The organism is Streptomyces albireticuli, from assembly GCF_002192455.1.
Taxonomy (GTDB): Bacteria; Actinomycetota; Actinomycetes; order Streptomycetales; family Streptomycetaceae; genus Streptomyces; species Streptomyces albireticuli_B.
The window spans coordinates 7,512,254-7,530,416 of sequence record NZ_CP021744.1; the positions used below are offsets into that span (position 1 = coordinate 7,512,254).

Genomic DNA, 18,163 nt, shown 5'->3' on the forward strand with positions numbered 1-18,163 from the left:
CAGGGCCGGACGTGTCCACGGGGACAGCTACCGACGCCACCGTTCCGGGCCTCTTCGCCCGGCAGGCGCGGCGCACCCCGGACCGGCCCGCCGTGACCTGCGGCGACCGTACGCTCACCTACGCCGAGCTGGACCTCGGCTCGGCCCGCCTGGCCGGCGCGCTGCGCGAGCGCGGGGTCCGCCCGGGGGACCGGGTCGGCGTGTGCCTGGAGCGCGGCGTCGATCTGGTCGTCGCGCTGCTGGCGGTGCTGCGGGCGGGCGCCGCGTACGTGCCGCTCGACCCCGGCTACCCGCCGGAGCGACTGGCGTTCGTCGCCGAGGACACCGGGCTGAGAGTGGCGGTCGCCGAGGCGCCCTTCCCCGGCCTCACCACGCTGCCGGTGACCGCCGTTCCCGCCGCCCCCGCCGGCCCCCTGCCCCTGCCGGAGCCGGACGCGATCGCGTACGTGATCCACACCTCGGGGTCGACCGGCCGGCCCAAGGGCGTGCCGGTGCCGCACCGGAACGTGGCCGCACTGCTCGCGGCCACGACCGCGGAGTTCGGCTTCGGCGAGGAGGACGTGTGGACGTTCTTCCACTCCTTCGCCTTCGACTTCTCGGTGTGGGAGATCTGGGGCTGCCTGCTCACGGGCGGCCGGCTGGTGGTGGTGCCGCACTGGACCGCACGTGATCCGCGGGCGTTCCACGCCCTGCTGGCCGCCGAGCGGGTGACGGTGCTGAACCAGACGCCCTCGGCGTTCACCCCCCTGTTGCGCGCGCCCGGATTCGCTGCCGGAGGGCTCGGCGTGCGGCTGCTGGTCTTCGGCGGCGAACCGCTGGACACCCGCACGCTGATCCCCTGGTTCGAGCGCTATCCGCACACGCGGGTGGAGAACATGTACGGCATCACCGAGACGACCGTGCACTGCACCCGGCGCACCCTCACCCCGCGCGACGCCCGCGAGGGCGTCCGCTCGGTCGGCCGCGCGCTGCCCGGCTGGGAGTTGTACGTCCTGGACGAGCACGGCCGCGAGGCCGCCCCCGGGGAGCCGGGGGAGATCCACGTCGGCGGGGCCGGGGTGGCCGACGGCTACCTGAACCGGCCCGACCTGACCTCGCTGCGGTTCGTCCCCGACCACCTCACCGGTGGCGGCGGACGGCTGTACCGCACCGGGGACCGCGGCCGGTGGCGGGACGACGGCGAGCTGGAGCACCTCGGCCGGCTCGACGACCAGGTCAAGATCCGTGGCCACCGGATCGAACTCGGGGAGATCCGCGCCGCGCTGGCCGAGCTCCCGCACGTGCGGGCCGCGGCGGCGGTGGTGCGGCCCACCGCCGATCCGGCGGACGCCCGCGTGGACGCCTACGTGGTGACCGCACGGCCCGACGTCGTGACCGGGCTCCGGGACGCGCTGGCCCGTCGCCTCCCCGCCTATCTGGTGCCCGCCACGATCACGGCGGTCGACGCGTTCCCGCTCACCCCCAACGGCAAGGTCGACACCGACCGGCTGCCGGCCCCGCGCCTGCGCGAGGCCACCGCCCCGCCGGCCCGGACACGGGCCGGGCCGGGGCGGCGGAGGACCCGGTGACCGCACGGCTGATCGAGATCTGGGAACGCCTGCTGGCGGAACCCGTCGGTCCGCAGGACAACTTCTTCGAACTGGCCGGGAACTCCCTGCTGCTCGCCCGTCTCGCCACGGAACTGCGGGAGACGGGCCTGGCGGAGGTGTCCCTGCGCGACCTCTACCTCCACTCCACCCTCTCGGACATGGCCGGGCTGATCAAAGGCAGGACTTCATGAAAGTGGCGCTTCTGTGCGTCCCGCACGCCGGGGCCGGCGCGAGTCTGTTCCGCAAATGGCAGCGTCACCCCCTCGAACGGATCGAGGTGGTGCCCGTCCAGCTCCCCGGCCGCGAGGAGCTGTTCGCGGAGGACGCCCTGACCTCGCTGACCGAGGTCGTGGACCGGTGCGCCGACCGCGCGCGGGAGGTCCCCGAGGACATGCCGCTCGCGCTGTTCGGCCACAGCTTCGGCGCGCTCGTCGCCCATGAGACGGCGCACCGCCTGGTCGCCGAGGGCGCACGGGTGCCCGAGCGGCTGGTCGTGAGCGGCGTGGCCGCGCCCTGGCTGCCCAGGCCGGTCGTCGGCGGGGAGGCCCTGGCCGACGAACCGTTCGTGGCGCGGGTCCGCGAGGTCGTGGGCTACGACCACCCCGCGCTCCACGAACCCGAGCTGCGCGGACTGCTGCTGCCGTCGCTCCGGGCCGACCTGGGCATCAGCGACCGTTACACGCCCGGTGCCACCGGCCCGCTGCCGGTCCCGATCACCGCACTGCGCGGGGCCGGGGACCGGCTGGTGTCGAAGGAGGACCTGGCGCTGTGGTCGAAGGCCGGCTCGTCGTCCACCGAGGTGATCGAGCTGCCCGGCGACCACATGTACTTCGCCCATGACCCGCGGCCGTTGCTGGCCGAGCTGGACGCGGCGTTCGCGCGGGCCGCGGGCTGACCGGCCGTACCGCCACCGGGGCTCCTCCCCTTGCGACCCGCGCAGGGGGAGGAGCCCCGGTGCTCGTGGTTACGATGCGGGCATGTCACCCATCCTGGTCCGGCACCGTACGGGCCTGCCGGCCGGCGAGGCCTGGCGCCGCCTGACGGACTGGGAGCGCCACGCCGACCACGTGCCGTTCACCCGCACCGTCGTGACCACCCCGTCCGCGCACGGTGCCGGCGCGCGGTTCGTGGCCCGGACCGCCGTGGGCCCGGTGGCCGTCGACGACATCATGGAAGTCGTCGCCTGGCGCCCGCCCTCCGATACCGGACCGGGACGGTGCCGGCTGGAGAAGCGGGGCCCGGCCGTCATGGGCTGGGCCGAGCTGGAGGTGGGGGCGCGGGGGACCGGCGCGTACGTCGTCTGGCGGGAGGAACTGCGCCTCAAGGGCCAGCCCCGCCTGCTCGCGCCGGTGGTGGACCGGTGCGGCACGCTGCTGTTCACCCGCGTGGTGAGACGGCTGCTGGAGGGGTGAGGCGCTCAGAGCGGTGCGGCGGCGCGGGGCGTGCCCAGCCGGCGCGCGGCGAGGAGACCGCCGATGCCCGGGAGGACGGCCGCGGCCCTGGCCGTGGCAGGGGCCTCCCGCACCCGCCAGGTCGCGACCACGACGAACAGATAGGCGCAGCCGTGCGTCGGGCCCATCAGGGAGGAGACGGGCGCGAGATGGGCGGTGGCGAGGTTGGCGAGCATGACGACCAGTGAGGCGAGCTCGACGTGCGCGGCGACGCGCAGGGGGCGGAGGTTCACGGTCACGCTCCCGTCGTGGAGCCGGGGCGGACCACCATCAGGACGGTGACCGTGGCCCACAGCAGGTTGAAGACGCCGGCGAGCATGGCCAGACGGCCGGCCGACACGGCTCCCGGGCCGGAACCGGGAGCCTCCGCGGCGGCCAGCGCACTTTCTTGGGCGGGCAGGAGGAACAGCGCCAGGACGGCGGCCGCCAGCGCGGTCAGGACGATCGAGACGATGACCCATCCGTCGCCGAGGACCCCGAGGCTGCCGGCCGTGGCGAACCCGAGGACGGGAACGGTGATACCGACGGCCGCGTAGCCGCGGCAGACCCGGTGCAGCAGCCGCAGCGTCGCCAACGGCCCGGCGCCGCCCGGGTCGCCGTGGGCGCGGCGCAGGGACCGGGGGAACATGCTCGCCGCGACGGTGACCGGGCCGATGGCCAGGACCGCCGCCAGGACGTGCAGGGAGAGGAAGAGTTTCGTCACGGCCGGCACTCCGCGGCGCTCGTACCGGCGGGGGTGGGGCGGACGGGTACCGGGTGCCTTCGACGGGCATGCTGCTGTGCTTCCTTACGTGACGGGGCCGGGGACGCGTGGTCAGAAGCCCGCGGGCACCGGGCCCCGGGCGTGCCAGACGGTGCCGCGCCGCTCGTGCGCGAACAGCTCCTCGACGGCGTGGGCGATCCGGGGGCCCACCTCGCGCTCCAGCAGGTACAGGCCCAGGTCGAGACCGGACGTCACGCCGGCGCCGCTGACGAGGTCGCCGTCGTCGACGACGCGGGCGCGGACCGCGTGGGCGCCGGTGCTCCCGAGCATCTCCAGGCCCCGGTGGTGGCTGGTGGCGTGCCGGCCCTCCAGCAGACCGGCCATGGCCAGGACGAGCGAGCCGCCGCACACCGTGCCGACGGTCACGGCCGGATTCTCCAGCGCGGTCTTCATCAGCGCGGGCAGCCCGGTGTCCAGGGCACGGCCCAGGAGCGCGGGAATGGTGTCCTCCCGCTGCCCCGCCCCGGACTCCGCGTCCTCGCCGGGGGCCTCACCGGGGGAGTCCAGCTCCCCCATGCGGCCCGCGGCGCCGGGCAGGAGGACCAGGCCCGCGCGTCCGGGGTCGAGGGCGGCGGTGGCGCGCAGCGTCAGACCGCCGGTGCCGCTGACGACCTCGCGCGGCCCCTCGGCGGAGACCAGCTCGACGCTCACCGCTCCGCCGGAGGCGATGCCGCCCGCGTACAGCACCTCGTAGGGCGCGATGACGTCGAGCGGGTCGAAGCCGTCGAACAGGACGATCTGGGCGTGCATGGCCGGTCCTTCCGGTGGGGCGGGGCCCCGGTCCGTGCCGGGGCGCTCCCGACGCTAACCAGGCCGCCGCCGTTGTCCCAGTGGCATTAGTGACAGCTTCCGACGGAATAGTGCCAGCGCCTCCGGAGCGGCTGTGAGCTGGGAAAACGGCTGGCCGAGACCTGACGGAGCCGGGACGGGCACGTGGTGGCGAGGTATCTTCCCGCCATGCACACCGTCGCCGTACTCGCGCTGGACCGGGTGGTCCCGTCCGACCTGGCCACCCCGATCGACGCCTTCACCCGCACCCGCCTGCCGGACGGGCGCCCCGGCTACCAGGTCCGCGTGTGCGGGGAGAAGCCGGAGATCGACGCGGGTGCCTTCACCCTGCGCGCGCCGTGGGGCTGGAGGGGCTGGCGGGCGCGGACACGATCGTCGTGCCCGGCACCGACGGTCACACGGCCCCCCTCGACCCCGCCGTCCGCGACGCCCTGCGGGCCGCCGCGGCCGACGGCACGCGCATCGCGTCCATCTGCGTCGGCACCTTCCCCCTGGCCGCCACCGGGCTGCTCGACGGCCTGCGCGCCACCACCCACTGGATCGCCGCCGCCGAGCTCGCCGCCGCGTATCCGGCCGTCGACGTCGACCCGGACGTCCTCTACGTCGACAACGGCCGGATCCTCACCTCGGCCGGCGCCGCCGCGGGCCTGGACCTGTGCCTGCACATGATCCGGTGTGACTACGGGTCGGCGGTCGCCGCCGACACCGCCCGGCTGTCCGTCACGCCGCTGGAACGGGAGGGCGGGCAGGCGCAGTTCATCGTCCACGACCACGTGCCCACGCCGCAGGGCTCCGCCCTCGAACCCCTGCTCACCTGGCTGCGGGAGAACCTCGCGCGCGACCTCACCCTCGCCGACATCGCCGCCCAGGCCGGCACCAGCACCAGGACCCTGATCCGGCGCTTCCGCGAACAGACCGGCACGACCCCGCTCCAGTGGCTCCACCGGGCCCGTGTCCGCCGGGCCCAGCACCTCCTGGAGACCACGCGGCACCCCGTCGAACGCATCGGCGCCCAGGTCGGCTTCGGCTCGCCCACCGCCTTCCGCGACCGGTTCAAACGGACGACCGGGGTCAGTCCGCACGCCTACCGTCGGGCGTTCGGCTGACGGCCGCGGCCGGCGGCACGGCCGGTGACGGGAAGCCTGCTCCGCCCGGTCGGGTGCGCGCGGGCTACGCGCGCTCGACGGCCGGCCGGCCGTCCGGCGTGCCGGGTGCGCCCTCCAGGGGTAGGAGCGCCGGGCGCTTCGCGGTGCGGCCGTCGCCCGAGGAGGTGCCGCGCAGGCGGCGTACGAGCCAGGGGCCGAGGAACGTGCCCGCCCAGCGGAGTTCGGCCGCCGCGGCCTGCCGTCGTGTGAGGACCGCCCGGGGCGGCAGCGGCAGGGCCCAGGCGCCGTCGCTGCCGGGCAGGTGGAGCGCGTCGGCCATCGCCGCGGCGATCCGCTCGTGCCCGAGCGGGCTGGCGTGCAGACGGTCCGCGCTCCACAGCCGCGGGTCGGTGGTGACGGCGTGGCCGGCGGTCTCGGCCACGGTGACGCCGTGCCGGGCCGCCGCCGCGCGGATACGGGCGTTGAGGTCGCTCGCCCGGGACCGGAACGGCCGGGCCATCGGGATGATCTTCCCGGGGTCGGGGAAGGTGAGGGTCGCCACCCGGGCCCCGGCCGCGGTGAGCTCGGCGAACATCGCTTCCAGGTGCCCGGCCACCTCGGCGGCGTCGAACCCGGGCCGCAGCAGGTCGTTGACCCCGGCGACGACGGTCACGAGGTCGGGGCGCAGGGCGAGGGCGGGTGCCAGCTGCCCGGCGCGGACCTGGCCCGCGGTGAGCCCCCGTACGGCCAGGTTGGCGTACAGCAGCGAGGGGTTGGCGGCCGTGAGGTGCTCCGCGAGCCGGTCGGCCCAGCCGCGCAGGCCGGTGAGGTCGTCCCCGTCGCCGAGACCTTCGGTCTGGCTGTCGCCGAGGGCGACGTAGCGGAAGTACTCGCTGTGGGGCACGGGGTGTCTCCCTTTTCCCTTGGGCCGTCGTCGGGCGGGCCGTCGTCGGTGGTGCGCGTCCGCGGGCGGACGGACACCCCTACTGGATAGTGGCACTATCTAACAATGGATAGTAGCACTACCCATCGAGGGCGTCCGGGCTCGCGAAAGGGCGACGATCATGGCCCTGGCCGTGGTCTCCTGACTGTGCCGGACTCCGGGGTGCCTCCCGGAGGCCGGCGACGGCAAGCCGGAAACGCCGGACCGGAGTCGGTGCGGGCCTGACGGGCCGTACGGGCGCGGCGCCGCGCGGTTCCGCCCCGGTACGACCGTCCTGGTCCGGTGAACGGAGCGAGGTTGCTATGGCTGACACGACGGTTGACGGTTCGCTTCCCGCCCCGCGGGGGAGAGCACCGCGGGGCGCCGGCGCAGGCAGGGCCGGCGACCCGGAGCTGAGGCAGCTGCTGGCGGGCCTGACCGCGGTCCGCGACGGGGACTTCGGCACCCGGCTGCCGGACGGCGCCGACGGCCTGATGGGGGAGATCGCCGAGGTCTTCAACGGCATGGTGGACCAGCTGTCGCTGTTCACCTCCGAAGTCACCCGCGTCGGGCGGGAGGTGGGCAGCGAGGGCCGCCTCGGCGGCCAGGCGCGCGTTCCGGGCGCCGGGGGAGTCTGGCGCGAACTCACCGACTCGGTGAACTTCATGGCGGGCAACCTCACCGACCAGGTGCGCAACATCGCCCAGGTCACCACGGCCGTGGCGCAGGGGGACCTGTCCCAGAAGATCACCGTGGACGCCCGCGGGGAGATCCTGGAGCTGAAGAACACCATCAACACGATGGTGGATCAGTTGTCCTCGTTCGCGGACGAGGTGACGCGGATGGCGCGTGATGTGGGGACCGAGGGGATTCTCGGTGGTCAGGCGGATGTGAAGGGGGTGTCGGGTACCTGGCGGGATCTGACCGACTCGGTGAACTTCATGGCCGGCAACCTCACGGCGCAGGTGCGGTCCATCGCCCAGGTGGCCACCGCGGTCGCCCGGGGCGACCTGTCCCAGAAGATCACGGTTACCGCCCGGGGCGAGATCCTGGAGCTGAAGAACACCATCAACACGATGGTGGATCAGTTGTCCTCGTTCGCGGACGAGGTGACGCGGATGGCGCGTGATGTGGGGACCGAGGGGATTCTCGGTGGTCAGGCGGATGTGAAGGGGGTGTCGGGTACCTGGCGGGATCTGACCGACTCGGTGAACTTCATGGCCGGCAACCTCACGGCGCAGGTGCGGTCCATCGCCCAGGTCGCCACCGCGGTCGCCCGGGGCGACCTCTCGCAGAAGATCACCGTCGAGGCCAAGGGTGAGGTGGCCGCGCTCGCCGGAGTGATCAACACCATGGTCGACACCCTGTCCGCGTTCGCGGACGAGGTCACCCGCGTCGCCCGCGAGGTGGGCACGGAGGGCCGGCTCGGCGGGCAGGCGCGTGTCCCCAACGTCGCCGGCATCTGGAAGGACCTCACCGACAACGTCAACTCCATGGCCGACAACCTGACCGGGCAGGTGCGCAACATCGCCCTGGTCACCACCGCCGTGGCCAACGGCGACCTCTCCAAGAAGATCGACGTGGCGGCCCGGGGGGAGATCCTGGAGCTGAAGACGACCATCAACACGATGGTCGACCAGCTGTCCTCCTTCGCCGCCGAAGTCACCCGGGTGGCCCGGGAGGTGGGCAGCGAGGGCCGCCTGGGAGGCCAGGCGGAGGTCGAGGGCGTCTCGGGTACCTGGAAGCGGCTCACGGAGAACGTCAACGAACTCGCGGGCAACCTCACGCGCCAGGTGCGGGCCATCGCCGAGGTCGCCAGCGCCGTCGCCGAGGGCGACCTGACCCGCTCCATCACGGTGGACGCCTCCGGAGAGGTCGCCGAGCTCAAGGACAACATCAACGCGATGGTGGGCTCGCTGCGCGAGACGACCCAGGCCAACCAGGAACAGGACTGGCTCAAGACCAACCTCGCCCGCGTCTCCGGCCTGATGCAGGGCCACCGGGACCTGGCCGTCGTCGCCGAGCTCGTCATGGACGAGCTCACCCCCCTGGTCTCCGCCCAGTACGGCGCCTTCTACCTGGCGGAGGACACCGGCCAGGGCACCGAACTCGTCCTCGTCGGCTCCTACGGACGCCCCGCCGGCGGCGGGCACACCCGCTTCCGGCTGGGGGAGTCCCTGGTCGGCCAGGCGGCCCGCAGCCGCCGCACCATCGCCGCCGACGGGGTACCGGCCGACTACGTCACCCTCTCCTCCGGGCTCGGCCACAGCGCCCCGGGCAGCCTCGTCGTGCTGCCCGTCCTCGCGGACGACCAGGTCCTCGGCGTCATCGAGCTGGCCTCCTTCACCTCCTTCACCCCCGTGCACCGGGCCTTCCTCGACCAGCTCATGGAGACCGTCGGCGTCAACGTCAACACCATCGTCGCCAACGCCCGCACCGACGAGCTGCTGGGGGAGTCCCAGCGCCTGGCCACCGAGCTCCAGGCCCGCTCCCAGGAGCTCCAGGTCCAGCAGGAGGAACTCCAGCGGTCCAACGCGGAGCTGGAGGAGAAGGCCGCCCTCCTCGCCTCCCAGAACCGCGACATCGAGGCGAAGAACCTCCAGATCGAACAGGCCCGCCAGGAGCTGGAGGACCGCGCGCAGCAGCTCTCGCTCACCTCCACCTACAAGTCGGAGTTCCTGGCCAACATGAGCCACGAACTGCGCACCCCGCTCAACAGCCTGCTCATCCTCGCCCAGCTGCTGGCCCAGAACCCGGCCCGCAACCTCACGCCCAAACAGGTGGAGTACGCCGGCATCATCCACTCCGCCGGCTCCGACCTGCTGCAACTCATCAACGACATCCTCGACCTGTCGAAGGTCGAGGCCGGCAAGATGGACATCAACCCCGAACGCGTCCCCCTGCGCCGCCTGCTGGACTACGTCGAGGCCACCTTCCGGCCGCTGACCACGCAGAAGAGCCTGGACTTCAGGATCACCACCGCCGCCGGGGCCCCCGCCGACCTGCTCACCGACGACTCCCGGTTGCGGCAGGTCCTGCGCAACCTGCTGTCCAACGCGGTCAAGTTCACCGAGCGCGGCGGCGTCGAACTGCGGATCGAGCCGGCGGCGGACAGCGAGCTGCCCGAGGCGGTGCGCCGGGGCGGACCGGCCGTGGCCTTCCGCGTCGAGGACACCGGCATCGGCATCCCCGAGGAGCAGCTGGAAGCGGTCTTCGGCGCCTTCCAGCAGGCCGACGGCACCACCAGCCGCAAGTACGGCGGCACCGGCCTCGGCCTCTCCATCAGCCGGGAGATCGCCTATCTGCTCGGCGGTGCCGTCACCGCCCGGAGCACCCCGGGCGAGGGCAGCACCTTCACGCTCTACATGCCCGTACGGCGCCCGGACTTCGAGGAGCACGCCGCGGCCGAACCGGACGGTGCGGGCGCCGGCACGGCCGCGGCCGACGACCAGCCCGCCGCCACCGCCCCCGCGCCCCCCACCGGGCGGCGCCTGCTCGTGATCGAGGAACACAGCCGCGGGCTGCTCTCCCTGGTCGCCGAGAGCGCCGTCGCCGACCTCACCGGCGGCACCGGTCTGACCGGCCCCGGCGAATCCGTGGAGATCGTCGGCGCCGCCGGAGCCCAGGAGGCCGCCGCGGCCCTCGCGGCCGAACCCTGCCACTGCGTCGTCCTGGACCTCGACATGCCCGGCGACGAGGCGCCGCGCTTCCTGGCCGCCATGGACGGCGACGCCGGGCTGCACGCCGTCCCCGTCCTGGCCCACAACAACCGTCGCATGGACCCGGACCGGGAACGCGCCCTGCGGTCCCGCCCCGCGGGCCGCCCGCTGGAGCTGCTCTCCAGCCTGGACGAACTGCGCGAGCGCATCGCCCTGCACCTGTCCGCCGAGCGACTGGGCGCCGTCCTGCCCCTGGCCCGCCCGGAGGACACCGCCGCGCCCGACCCCCGGGCCGTCGACGACACCCTCGCCGGCCGCACCGTCCTGGTCGTCGACGACGACGCGCGCAACCTCTACGCTCTCAGCGGCATCCTGGAGACCCACGGCATCCAGGTCCTGCACGCCGAGAACGGCCGCAAGTGCCTGGAGACGCTCGCCGCGCACCCGGAGACCGACCTGATCCTCATGGACGTGATGATGCCCGAGATGGACGGCTACACGGCCACCGCCGAGATCCGGCGGACCCCCGGCCACGCCGGTCTGCCCGTCATCGCCGTGACCGCCAAGGCGATGCCGGGGGACCGGGAGAAGAGCCTGGCGTCGGGGGCCAGCGACTATGTGACGAAGCCGGTGGACGCCGACGAACTCATCGCGCGCGTCCGGCGCTGGCTGGACGCGTAGCCCCCGCGCCACCGCCGGGGCCCGCCCGGCCGCCGTCCCCTCCCTCCCGCAGACCTCGATGCATCATGTCCGGGCATCAGGTAAGGAGTTCCACCGTGCACCCTTCGCAGCAGCCGGGCGAGCGCCCCTCGCACACCGCCGGCCCCGCCCCGACCCACGGGTCGCGGGGCGACGGGGCGGGCGCCGGTGACTCCGCGGCGGCCGCCGGGAGAGCGGCCGCCGTGCCACCCGCGCGGGAGGCGGGCCGGGACGCGCACAGCTCGACGGTCGGCCGGCTGGCCGCCACCGTGGCACGGCTCCGCACCGAGGTGCGGGCCGCCCACGCGGCGGCCGACGGCCGGGCCTTGATCGAACTCGCCAAGGGCGTCCTGATCGAGCGGCTCACCTGCGGCCCCGCCGAAGCGGCCCGGCAGCTCGCCGCGCTCGCCGACCAGGCCGACCTCTCCCAGCTGGAGCTGGCCGCCGACATCGTCAACCAGGCGTCCCAGGACCGCCTCTCCCAGGCGGCCGGAGAGTTCCTCGCCCGCACGAAGAAGCCCGCCGCGACCCCGGAGGGCGGCGCCGCGCCGAAGGACCCCGGCCTCTCCGCCGCCGTCAGGCTGCGCACCGCCGAGAGCGGCGCCCTGGCCGCCGACGACACCCAAGCCGTCGCCAGGTCCCTCCTGGAACACGCTCTGGCACCCCTGGGGGCGACCGCGGTCGCCATCTGGGCGGCGGGCCACGACGCCTCCCTCACCCTCGCGGGCAACGCCGGCTTCACCGCCGAGGAGGCCGGGCGCTGGCGCTACGTACCGCCCGGCGTGGCCACCGTCGCCCGGCACGCGCTGACCGACCGTCAGGCAGTCTGGTTCCCCACGCTGTCCGACGACAACGCGCCCTCCATCGGCCGACGCGACACGAGCGGCGGCCGGGTGGCCGTCCCGGCCGGCACCGGTGGCCGCATCCTGGGCGTGCTGGAGATCTGCTGGCCCCACCCCGTCGCCCCCCAGCCGCCACGGATCCGCCGGCAGATCGAGGCCCTGGCCGAACTGTGCGCCCACACGCTGGAGGCCCGCCCCGTCACCGGCGCCGCCCCGCCCGCCGGGGTGCTCCGGCGTGACCTGGACGAACTCACCGACCTCGCCGACGGCCTCCACGACCCGGCCCTGGTGCTCCTGCCGCACCTCGACCCGGACGGCCACCTCACCGACTTCCGCATCCGCCACACCAACCGGCGCTTCGCCGACCCGGCGGGCCGGCCCCGCAGCGCCGTCAGCGGCGCCCTGCTGCTGGAGGCCTACCCCATGGCCGCCGGCGACAGCGGCCTCTTCGAGGCGGTCGAGCGCGTCCACGCCACCGGGGAGCCGTTCCGCGCGGAACGGATGACCCTCACCGCGCTCGTCGACCAGGTACCCCTCGCGGCGGTCGCCGACATCAGCATCAGCCGTCACGGCGGCAGCGTGCTGCTCCTCTGGCGGATCGAGGACGAGGCGGCCCGGCTGGCCAGCCTCCTCCAGCACGCGCAGCGCCTGGGCCGGATCGGCGGGTTCGAGGAGAACGCCCTGACGGGCGAGGTCATCTGGAACCGCCAGCTGTTCGCCCTGCACGGGCTGCCGCCCGCCGCGACCCCCGTCCGGCTGGAGGACCTGCCCGCCCACGCCCATCCCGACGACGCCGTCGCCCTCGGCCGTTTCCTGCGCACCCTGCTGCACCACCGACGGCCCGCGTCCACCGCCTTCCGCCTCCAGCGGCCCGACGGCGTCACCCGGCACGTCCGTCTCGTGGCCGAGCCCGTCCTGGAGGCCGACGGCCGGCTGCTCGCGCTGCGCGGTGCCTACCAGGACATCTCCGCGCAGCACTGGACCGAGGTGGCCCTGGCCGCCACCCGCGACCAGCTCGCCCACACCGAGCAGGAGGCCGCCGAACGCGACCGCCTGACCCTCCAGTTGCAGCACGCCATCATGCCGCCCGCCCGGGCCCCGCTCGACGCCCCCGGTCTGAACGTGGCCGTGCGCTACCGGCCGGCGGAGACCGAGCACCTGGTCGGGGGCGACTGGTACGACGCGGTCGTCCTGCCCTCCCGGCGGATCCTGCTGTGCGTGGGGGACGTCGCCGGCCACGGCATCGGGGCCGCCACCAGCATGATCGTCCTCCGGAACGCGCTGCGCGGCCTCGCCGTCACCGGCGCCGGCCCCGCCCAGCTCATGACCTGGCTGAACATCGTGGCGCACCACCTGACCGAGCGGATCACCGCCACCGCGGTCTGCGGCCTGTACGACCCCGCCGACCGTACGCTGCGCTGGGCCCGGGCCGGGCACCTGCCGCCCGTCCTGGTCAGCGCGGACCGGACCGCCACGCTTCCGCTGCTCAAGGGGGTCCTCCTGGGCGCCATGGCCGACGCCCTCTACGAGGAGGGGGAGATCCGGCTGGCGCGCGGGGACACGCTCCTGATGTTCACCGACGGGCTCGTCGAGCGGAAGGGATCCCTCCTACAGGATTCCCTGGACCATCTGATCGCGGCGGCGAAGGTGCCGACCGCCACGCTGGAGCAGCGGCTGGACCGGCTGCTGACACACAGCAGGGCCGACACGGACGACGACACGTGTCTCGTGGGCGTGCAGGCGGTGTGAAAAGAAGCCCACAGGAACTCCGCCGTGTTCACGATTCTCCGTGTTCACGATTTCCGCGGTGTGCACATGGAAAAGCGGGCCCCGGCCTTTTCGAGGGCCGGGACCCACCTTTCATGGTGGTCGACCGTGTTCCCGGTTCCGGTACGCGCACGGGCCCGCTCGAATTTCGGAATTCGGGCGGGCCGCCGCGGCCGCGAGGGTGTTCAGGTCACCATCGGTACCAGCGGCCGCGACCACCGCCCGGGCTCGTGGAGCGCATGACGAACCCCAGGAGCCAGAGGGCCAGCACCACGACGGCGACCCACCACAGAATCTTGACGGCGAATCCGGCACCGAACAGGATCAGCGCCAGCAGCAGGACGAGAAGCAGGGGAACCATAGTTATCAACCTCCGAACCGACGTGTGCCCGGAGACAATGACTTCACACCCCGCTTTTTCGTCATCGCGCGGCCCCGTACGAATAGCGTAATCCCGATGGGGCGGGAAAAGATCTGTTTCCCCGGCCGGCTCCCGGCACGGTCGCGGCGGACCGCGGCTCACGGACGGCCCGCGCGTCCTCCGGATGCGTTCCGCCGGGGCAGGGCGGACGCTGGACGCATGACAGGACTCGCCCCGATCGTGGTCCACCCGCCGTCTCCCTCGGGTGGCCGGAGGGTGACCGTGGGCAGGGAGATCCTCGGGACGGCGTACGGGGTGGCCGACCTGTACGAGTTCCTGCGCCGCGCCGGCTGGGACCCGGACGACATCAGGCTCGACGACCAGGGGCAGATCACCTGGCAGGGGGGCGGGCCCGGCGCCTGGTGAGGCGGCGCCGGGCGCGGCCGGTTCCGGGCTGGTGTTTTCGCAGGTGGGGGCTTTTTTATGAGCGCGACGGGATGCCCGGGGGTGCTTCCGCGCTTGACATGCAAGTAAATACTTGCATGATTGTGGTGTGAGCGATGAGATGGACAAGGTCTTCAAGGCCTTGGCCGATGCGACCCGCCGGAGCCTTCTGGACCGGCTGCGCGAGAACAACGGCCAGACGCTCGGTGAGCTGTGTGAAGGCCTGGCGATGTCCCGCCAGGCGACCACCCAGCACCTGGGCCTGCTGGAGGCCGCGAACCTCGTCAGCACCGTCCGGAAGGGCCGGGAGAAACTCCACTACCTCAACCCCGTGCCGCTCCAGGAGATCCAGGAGCGGTGGATCGACAAGTTCGAACGCCCGCGTCTGCGGGCGCTGAGCGCCCTTAAACAGAAAGCCGAGCACGCCATGTCCGCCAAGCCGGAATTCGTCTACACCACCTACATCGAGGCCACCCCGGAGACGGTGTGGGAAGCCCTCACCGACCCTGAGACGACCGCGGCCTACTGGGGCCACAGCAACGTCTCGGACTGGCAGCCGGGTTCCTCCTGGGAACACCGCCGCGTCGACGGCTCCGGCGTCGCCGACGTCGTGGGCACCGTCGTCGAGGCCGACCCGCCCAAGCGCCTGGTGTTCACCTGGGCCGGGCCGGACGAGGACCGCCCGGACGGGCCCTCCACGGTCACCTTCGTCCTCAAGCCCCTCGGCGGCACCGTCCAGCTCACCGTCACCCACGAGAACCTGCGTGACGAGACCGAGCTCCGCGAGGCCGCGGGCGGCTGGTCGGCCGTGCTCTCCAACCTCAAGACCTATGTGGAGACCGGCAAGCCCATGCCCCTCCCGCTGTGGTCCTGATGCCCCGGCGCCCCGAAAGCCGGTGCCCCGGCCCCCGCATTCGGGGCGCCGGGGCACCGGAGGACGCGAGCGCCGGCCGCTACGGCCGCCGGGGGAGCGGTACGGACGCCCCCACCTCGTGCAGGTGCACGACGATGTCGAAGCCCCGGCCCAGGGCGAGCGGGGCGACCGGCTGGTTGGGGTACCGGCCGGGGATCAGGAAGGTCGGGCGGGCCGTGTCCAGCCAGCCGCCCGCGACCGGGTCCCGGCCGGCCGCGCGCAGGTCCACGTAGAAGTCGCGGTGGCGCACCTGGTCGAGGGTGTGCTCGTTGCTGCCGGGCGCTGCGGGGCCGACGCCGAACACGCCCGCCTCGCCCGTCGCCGTCCGGGCCCGGTACGCGCCCTCGTACAGGGAGGTGCCGACGGCGAGGTACTCACTGCCGATCAGCTCGCGCAGGTCCCGGCCCATCGTGACGGGGAAGACCGTGGGCAGCGCCGCCTCGTAGGTGACGTGTCCGTTGTGCGCCGAGACGACGATCCGGTCGCCGGTCCGGCGCTGCCACCACACGGCGTTCTCCGCCATGGTCCGGTCGCGGTGCCGGTTCGCGGCGAGGGCCTGCGCCGGGTCGGTGCTGTCGAAGGCGTACGAGGTGGCCATCTGGGAGATGACCCGGGCCTCCTGGAGCACCCACGGGTCCCGCTCGCCGGCCTCCGCCAGCAGCCGGTACGCGGCCCCGGCGTCCCGCGCCATCGCCTTGCGTTCGGCGAGCGGGAGCGCGCCGTAGGCCGCCAGCCGTGCGCCGACCCCGTCGGGCAGGGCGCGCAACGCGGCGTACCGGGTGCGCAGTTCGGGGACGAGCGCGGGCTGGTGGCGCCCCGCCCAGGTGAGGACGCGCTCGTACTGGGCGGGGTTCACGTCCGCGAAGTCCATGCCCACGATCCGGACCGGGCGGGAAGCGGTGCGGTTGTGCTCGCGCACCCAGCCGAACAGCCGGAAGAACTCCTCCGTGTCCAGCAGGGAGTACGCGTCCTGGAACTCCTCGCGCATGATCCGGCGCAGGTCACCCTCACCGGTGCGGACGTACGCGTCCAGCCGTGCGGCCGCCGACCAGTTGATCTCCATGGCGAAGGCGGAGAACCCCTCGCGCGCGACCAGCTGCCGCAGCAGCCGGTCCTTCATGGCGAACAGCTCGCTGGAGCCGTGCGAGACCTCACCGACTCCGACGACCTTCGCCCCCCGGGTCATCCGGGCGAACGCGGCGAGGTCACCGCCCGGGGCGCCGGGATCGGTGGAGCGCAGCGGATGGGCGTACCGCTCCAGCGCGGCCACCACGGCCCGGTCCGAGGCCGGCGCGGACGCCGCGGCGCGCGGTGCGGAAGCCGCCGCGGAGGCGGCGGCGGGACCCGCGAGCGCCGCCAGCGCCAGGGTGAGCGCGACGGCCGGGGCCAGGGAACGGCGAGCAAATATGTGCGTCATGCACGCTGTTATACAGGGTGGCGCGTGACCCCGACCGGCGCCCGCGGGAGCGGAACGACGCCCGAAGTCTCGGAAATTCCTTAGCCCGCTCCGTGATTCGGTGAGGCTGCCGAGCGCTGGGTACGGATTCGAGGACCCTCGACCGGCTATGTCCGTGTGCCGTGAAAGGGGACCGAATGTCCAAGTGTGCGCTGATCACCGGAATCACCGGGCAGGACGGCTCGTACCTCGCCGAGCACCTGCTCGCCCAGGGATATCAGGTCTGGGGCCTGACCCGGGGACAGGCCAACCCGCGGAAGGACCGGGTGGCCAAGCTGATACCCGACCTGACCTTCGTCGACGGTGACCTCATGGACCAGGGCAGCCTGGTCTCCGCCGTGGACCTCGTCCAGCCGGACGAGGTCTACAACCTCGGGGCCGTCTCCTTCGTCCCCATGTCCTGGCAGCAGCCCGAGCTCGTCACCGATGTCAACGGCACCGGCGTGCTGCGCATGCTGGAGGCCATCCGCATCGTGAGCGGGCTCGGCAAGTCCACCGGCGGGAGCGACGGCCACGGCCAGATCCGCTTCTACCAGGCCTCCTCCTCGGAGATGTTCGGCAAGGTCGTGGAGTCGCCGCAGAGCGAGCGGACCCCCTTCCACCCGCGCAGCCCCTACGGCGTGGCCAAGGCCTACGGCCACTACATCACCCAGAACTACCGCGAGTCCTACGGGGTGTACGGCGTCTCCGGGATCCTGTTCAACCACGAGTCGCCGCGCCGCGGCGCGGAGTTCGTGACCCGGAAGATCTCCCTCGCGGTCGCGCAGATCAAGCTGGGGCTCCAGGACAAGCTGCTCCTCGGCAACCTCGACGCGGTGCGCGACTGGGGCTTCGCCGGGGACTACGTCCGCGCGATGCACCTGATGCTCCAGCAGGACAAGCCCGGGGACTACGTGGTCGGCACCGGGCAGATGCACTCGGTGCGGGACGCCGCCCGCATCGCCTTCGAGAGCGTCGGCCTGGACTGGGAGGAGCACGTCGTGATCGACCCGGCGCTGGTGCGGCCCGCCGAGGTCGAGACGCTCTGCGCCGACTACTCCAACGCCCGGGAGGGGCTGGGCTGGGAGCCCGCCGTCGACTTCGAGCAGCTGATGCAGATGATGGTGGAGTCCGACCTCCGCCAGGCCGGCCGCGAGCGCGACCACGGCGAGCTGCTCGCCGCGGCGAGCTGGTAGGCCGCCGCGAAACACCTGCTCACACCCGTCGTGAACCCGGAGTCGGCCGATCTCTAGGGAATTCCACGACCACGCCGTCCGACACTTGGCGCGTGGCGTGCGGGAAGTCGAGCAGTGCCCCGTGCGGGGCACCGAGATGACTCTCAGTCGCTGTGGAACAGCCATCCCGAGTACCGGATGCCCACATCGAAATCCTCTGCAGTCCGCCGGTCTTGAGCTTGAGATGGGTTGAGTTGAACGTGGCGAAG

General features: G+C 73.3%; 15 protein-coding genes and 1 pseudogene. 10 read left to right on the forward strand and 6 right to left on the reverse strand.

Annotated elements, in window-relative coordinates; all coding sequences use genetic code 11:
- The first annotated feature begins 11 nt into the window (after nt 1–11).
- From SMD11_RS32240 to SMD11_RS32250, 4 genes are all read left to right on the forward strand, one after another.
- The gene (locus SMD11_RS32240) at nt 12–1,568 is read left to right on the forward strand and encodes an amino acid adenylation domain-containing protein (protein WP_234366270.1); all 1,557 of its coding nucleotides are present in this window, start codon (nt 12–14) and stop codon (nt 1,566–1,568) included.
- Nucleotides 1,565–1,780, forward strand: coding sequence for a phosphopantetheine-binding protein (locus tag SMD11_RS36680; RefSeq protein WP_234366271.1), 216 nt, complete (start codon nt 1,565–1,567; stop codon nt 1,778–1,780). The genes SMD11_RS32240 and SMD11_RS36680 overlap by 4 nt, the downstream gene beginning before the upstream one ends.
- Nucleotides 1,777–2,484: a thioesterase II family protein gene (locus tag SMD11_RS32245; protein WP_087929799.1), complete on the forward strand. Its 708-nt coding sequence runs from the start codon at nt 1,777–1,779 to the stop codon at nt 2,482–2,484. Before SMD11_RS36680 ends, SMD11_RS32245 begins: the two co-directional genes overlap by 4 nt.
- Before the next feature lie 82 nt (nt 2,485–2,566).
- On the forward strand, nt 2,567–3,001 hold the full coding sequence (locus SMD11_RS32250; RefSeq protein ID WP_087929800.1) for an Immediate-early protein 2: 435 nt from the start codon (nt 2,567–2,569) through the stop codon (nt 2,999–3,001).
- A 5-nt stretch (nt 3,002–3,006) separates the two neighbouring features.
- On the opposite strand, the gene SMD11_RS32255 is transcribed toward SMD11_RS32250, so the two are convergent.
- From SMD11_RS32255 to SMD11_RS32265, 3 genes are all read right to left on the reverse strand, one after another.
- Nucleotides 3,007–3,279: a DUF3817 domain-containing protein gene (locus SMD11_RS32255; RefSeq protein ID WP_234366272.1), complete on the reverse strand. Its 273-nt coding sequence runs from the start codon at nt 3,277–3,279 to the stop codon at nt 3,007–3,009.
- Entirely contained in the window at nt 3,276–3,743 is a 468-nt protein-coding gene (locus SMD11_RS32260) for a hypothetical protein (RefSeq protein ID WP_087929802.1), read from the reverse strand. Before SMD11_RS32260 ends, SMD11_RS32255 begins: the two co-directional genes overlap by 4 nt.
- A gap of 111 nt (nt 3,744–3,854) precedes the next feature.
- On the reverse strand, nt 3,855–4,553 hold the full coding sequence (locus SMD11_RS32265; protein ID WP_087929803.1) for a DJ-1/PfpI family protein: 699 nt from the start codon (nt 4,551–4,553) through the stop codon (nt 3,855–3,857).
- A gap of 207 nt (nt 4,554–4,760) precedes the next feature.
- Between SMD11_RS32265 and SMD11_RS32270 the strand changes: the two are divergent.
- A pseudogene (locus tag SMD11_RS32270) lies at nt 4,761–5,698 on the forward strand (GlxA family transcriptional regulator).
- 64 nt (nt 5,699–5,762) lie between these two features.
- On the opposite strand, the gene SMD11_RS32275 reads toward SMD11_RS32270, so the two are convergent.
- A complete protein-coding gene (locus SMD11_RS32275) occupies nt 5,763–6,581 on the reverse strand; it encodes an SGNH/GDSL hydrolase family protein (RefSeq protein ID WP_087929804.1) in 819 nt (272 codons plus the stop codon).
- A gap of 341 nt (nt 6,582–6,922) precedes the next feature.
- Between SMD11_RS32275 and SMD11_RS32280 the strand changes: the two genes are divergently transcribed.
- Both SMD11_RS32280 and SMD11_RS32285 read left to right on the forward strand, forming a co-directional pair.
- Entirely contained in the window at nt 6,923–10,939 is a 4,017-nt protein-coding gene (locus tag SMD11_RS32280) for a HAMP domain-containing protein (protein ID WP_087929805.1), read from the forward strand.
- Nucleotides 10,940–11,004: 65 nt separating this feature from the next.
- Nucleotides 11,005–13,548: a SpoIIE family protein phosphatase gene (locus SMD11_RS32285; RefSeq protein WP_087929806.1), complete on the forward strand. Its 2,544-nt coding sequence runs from the start codon at nt 11,005–11,007 to the stop codon at nt 13,546–13,548.
- Between the two features lie 208 nt (nt 13,549–13,756).
- Here the strand turns inward: SMD11_RS32285 and SMD11_RS32290 are convergent, their stop codons facing one another.
- A complete protein-coding gene (locus SMD11_RS32290; protein ID WP_087929807.1) occupies nt 13,757–13,927 on the reverse strand; it encodes a hydrophobic protein in 171 nt (56 codons plus the stop codon).
- A 219-nt stretch (nt 13,928–14,146) separates the two neighbouring features.
- Here SMD11_RS32290 and SMD11_RS32295 point away from each other — a divergent pair, with 219 nt between their 5' ends.
- Both SMD11_RS32295 and SMD11_RS32300 read left to right on the forward strand, forming a co-directional pair.
- Nucleotides 14,147–14,353, forward strand: coding sequence for a hypothetical protein (locus tag SMD11_RS32295; protein WP_087929808.1), 207 nt, complete (start codon nt 14,147–14,149; stop codon nt 14,351–14,353).
- Between the two features lie 139 nt (nt 14,354–14,492).
- On the forward strand, nt 14,493–15,245 hold the full coding sequence (locus SMD11_RS32300; RefSeq protein WP_087929809.1) for an ArsR/SmtB family transcription factor: 753 nt from the start codon (nt 14,493–14,495) through the stop codon (nt 15,243–15,245).
- 79 nt (nt 15,246–15,324) lie between these two features.
- Here the strand turns inward: SMD11_RS32300 and SMD11_RS32305 are convergent, their stop codons facing one another.
- Nucleotides 15,325–16,701, reverse strand: a complete 1,377-nt coding sequence (locus tag SMD11_RS32305; RefSeq protein WP_087929810.1) for an erythromycin esterase family protein — start codon at nt 16,699–16,701, stop codon at nt 15,325–15,327.
- Between the two features lie 176 nt (nt 16,702–16,877).
- On the opposite strand from SMD11_RS32305, the gene SMD11_RS32310 reads away from it, so the two are divergent.
- Nucleotides 16,878–17,915, forward strand: coding sequence for a GDP-mannose 4,6-dehydratase (locus SMD11_RS32310; protein ID WP_087929811.1), 1,038 nt, complete (start codon nt 16,878–16,880; stop codon nt 17,913–17,915).
- Nucleotides 17,916–18,163: the final 248 nt, after the last annotated feature.

Bases quoted from the DNA above. Each gene is read 5' to 3' on its own strand.
- SMD11_RS32290 (WP_087929807.1), bottom strand. From the start codon at position 13,927: ATGGTTCCCCTGCTTCTCGTCCTGCTGCTGGCGCTGATCCTGTTCGGT.
- SMD11_RS32245 (WP_087929799.1), top strand. From the start codon at position 1,777: ATGAAAGTGGCGCTTCTGTGCGTCCCGCACGCCGGGGCCGGCGCGAGT.
- SMD11_RS32310 (WP_087929811.1), top strand. From the start codon at position 16,878: ATGTCCAAGTGTGCGCTGATCACCGGAATCACCGGGCAGGACGGCTCG.
- SMD11_RS32280 (WP_087929805.1), top strand. From the start codon at position 6,923: ATGGCTGACACGACGGTTGACGGTTCGCTTCCCGCCCCGCGGGGGAGA.
- SMD11_RS32265 (WP_087929803.1), bottom strand. From the start codon at position 4,553: ATGCACGCCCAGATCGTCCTGTTCGACGGCTTCGACCCGCTCGACGTC.
- SMD11_RS32305 (WP_087929810.1), bottom strand. From the start codon at position 16,701: ATGACGCACATATTTGCTCGCCGTTCCCTGGCCCCGGCCGTCGCGCTC.
- SMD11_RS32250 (WP_087929800.1), top strand. From the start codon at position 2,567: ATGTCACCCATCCTGGTCCGGCACCGTACGGGCCTGCCGGCCGGCGAG.
- SMD11_RS32285 (WP_087929806.1), top strand. From the start codon at position 11,005: ATGTCCGGGCATCAGGTAAGGAGTTCCACCGTGCACCCTTCGCAGCAG.
- SMD11_RS32300 (WP_087929809.1), top strand. From the start codon at position 14,493: ATGGACAAGGTCTTCAAGGCCTTGGCCGATGCGACCCGCCGGAGCCTT.
- SMD11_RS32295 (WP_087929808.1), top strand. From the start codon at position 14,147: ATGACAGGACTCGCCCCGATCGTGGTCCACCCGCCGTCTCCCTCGGGT.